The sequence below is a fragment of the Bacteroidales bacterium genome, from assembly GCA_018334875.1.
In the GTDB taxonomy this organism is placed as follows: domain Bacteria; phylum Bacteroidota; class Bacteroidia; order Bacteroidales; family UBA12077; genus JAGXLC01.
The window spans coordinates 1-2,951 of sequence record JAGXLC010000483.1; the positions used below are offsets into that span (position 1 = coordinate 1).

The window sequence follows — 2,951 nt, forward strand, 5'->3', positions numbered from 1 at the left end:
CCCAGCAATACGAAGGCTGGCCGGTAACCATTGACCAGATGGACAATTACGGACGTGAGGCCATCGCTTATCTACCTGAAATTAATGTCTCGGGAATGGAAGATCCGGTGGTGCAGGTGATATACGAGCGAACAGGTGAGATAGCATACACCTTGAGAATCGATGGCAGCCAGTTTAAACCGAAAGTGTTTAAAGACGGCAAATACACGGTTAAAGTAGGAGAACAGCCCGATAACATGAAGACCTATACGGGCCTGGATGCCCAGGAAGACGAGGAGCAGGAGCAGGTGCTGAACGTGGAGTTTTGATGGATAATGAATGATAAACCAAATTTAATATAAATAACAAACCAGGAGAAAATCTCTGACCAAAAGCATGCTTGGAGTTGTTGTCGGTATGGTAGTCACGGCCAACTGGCTCTATACCAACAACAGGGGAAGTTGAACCAGTTGGAGACCTTTCAATCATCAGCTCGGCCAAAAAAGCCGAATATTTTGAACTGAAGGTGCTTACCGGAATCCAGCCTCACTACAAGAAAAGTTACATTGAAGTTTATGATCAGGCATATAACTTCAGAAAGTAAAAGAAATTGTTATAAGCGCTTAAATGGATATAGGGTATTTCTCCATAAATTTAGTTAAATTCTAATACATATTTCATTAACTTAGGCAACGTGAAATTTTATTAAAAATTTATTCGGAAATTGCAGTGAAAAAATTTCCTGAATTTATCCCACATAGTTATGAAAATCTCAATATAATTTATAACTTTAAAGATTGAGTTAATTTCAAAAACTTGTTGATCAGCAACTAATATAAATATTAGGTTGATGTACTATTTATAATCTTAAATTTTACACCTTATGAAACCCGCATCCAGGAACCTTCACAACAAGGCAATGAATAAAGCATGCGGGTTCCATGGCGAGTGAAGCACAAGGCTCAAATTTTGAGGTTCTATTTAATTGAATTACAAACATATAATTAAACTTTATCCGAATGAAACCACATCACCGCATTCTTCTAATTGGTGCTATCGTTATAGCCATAGCAGCCGCAGGATATTTTCTGTATACACAGTATTCCTGGTCTTATAAAGCCGCCAATATACTGGATGAAACCGGTGTGAAAGGCGGGCTGGTTGTTCATGTTGGAGCTGAGGACGGCAAATTGACTGCCGCTTTACAGGCCAACGACCGGTATATTGTTCAGGGGCTTTCCGGAAACGACAATTCGTTGGAGGAAGCCCGAAATTATATCAGGGAACAGGATCTGTATGGCGAAGTTTCTGTCGACCGATGGAATGGTACAAACCTTCCTTATGTGGATAACCTGGTTAATCTTCTGGTCATACAGGAGGATGTGCTGGAAAATCTTGCCGAGAGCGAGATGATGCGTGTGTTGGCCCCCAATGGAGTGGCTTATTTGCAACGTAACGGCGAATGGCACAAACAGGTGAAAACCAGGGAAGACGAACTTGATGATTGGACCCATTATATGCATGATCCCCAGGGTACTTTTCTTTCTAAAGACAAACAGGTAGGCCTTCCTCAGGGGATGCGATGGAACGGTGGCCCGAAATGGGCACGCAGCCACGAACAAACGGCCAGCATGCATGCCATGGTGTCTGCAAACGGCAGGATGTTCTATGTGATCGATGAAGGCCCGACAGAATCCATTCAGCTTCCTTCAAATTATGTGCTGACGGCCCGTGATGCCTTTAACGGGAAAGTGCTATGGAAAAAAGAGCTGAATGACTGGTTTAACCATCTTTATCCATTGAAAAGCGGACCCGGATGGATGCCCAGGCGCCTTGTTGCTGTCGGCGATCACGTGTATCTTTCTCCCGGAATAGGGCAGAACCTCTTGAAAATCGATGCCGCCACGGGCGAAGTCCTTCATGAATATCCCAATACTGCAACCACCTTTGAGCTGATCGTTTCTGACGGCATGGTTTATGCTGCAATAGATTCCAGCAGATCTTTCCCCGATTATTGTCAACAGGACCCCAATTGCTGGAACGAGCGTGACAGAGCCAGTGAAAAATGGGCATGGAAAAGGGAACAGGAGGATCACCTGCTTAAAGCCATTGACAAGAAAAGCGGAGAATTGTTATGGAATAAGAAGACGCCCATTACCCCGATGACCTTGGCAGCAAATGATGAAAGGGTGGTTTTTTTTGATGGAGTCAATATGGTTTCCCTTGACCCTGAAACCGGGAATAATCTGTGGGAGAATGAGGTGACTGAAATGGATCAGGTCCTGACAGGTTATTCCGGACCACGGTTGATCATGAAAAACGGGCATATTGTTTTTGCCCCCAAAGACCAGCTTTTTACTTTTTCTACAAATGACGGAGAATTGGTATGGTCGTCGGAAGACAAACCCCGTTCAGGCCATTTCAGTCTGGAAGACGTTTATGTGATTGATGATAAGGTATGGGTACTGGGCAGAGAAAACTGGGGCAGATATACTACCTATGACCTTAAAAGCGGAGAAAAGCTGGATGTTTATGAAAATCCCATCAGTTCTTTTTACATTCATCAGCGATGCTATCCGGGAAGAGCAACGGAAGATTTTCTTTTTCCCCCTATGATGGGCGTCACAGGTTTTGATATGAAAAAAGGCGAATGGGAGATCAACCATTGGGTGCGTGGCGGCTGCATATATGGAATGATGCCCGCCAATGGGCTGATTTATACTCCTCCCCATGCGTGTGCCTGTTATTACCAGTCGAAGCTGACCGGTTTCAATGCGCTTACCGATAAGATACAACCAGCGGAGAATATAACCGAGACTGAAAGGCTACAAAAAGGTCCTGCTTATGGTGAGGTGAATGCAGAGACTTACAATCCGGGTGAGTCCTGGCCTGTATACCGCCACGATAATGGAAGGAGCGGTTACATTCAAACACAGTTAACCTCCAATATTAGTAATTCCTGGAAGATAGAT

2 protein-coding genes are annotated in these 2,951 nt (G+C 44.0%); both read left to right on the forward strand.

Annotated features, from left to right (window positions below; translation table 11 throughout):
• Positions 1-308 (forward strand): hypothetical protein (locus KGY70_20205; GenBank protein ID MBS3777527.1); only part of this gene is annotated, 308 nt, incomplete at its 5' end.
• A gap of 690 nt (positions 309-998) precedes the next feature.
• Positions 999-2,951 (forward strand): PQQ-binding-like beta-propeller repeat protein (locus KGY70_20210; GenBank protein ID MBS3777528.1); only part of this gene is annotated, 1,953 nt, incomplete at its 3' end.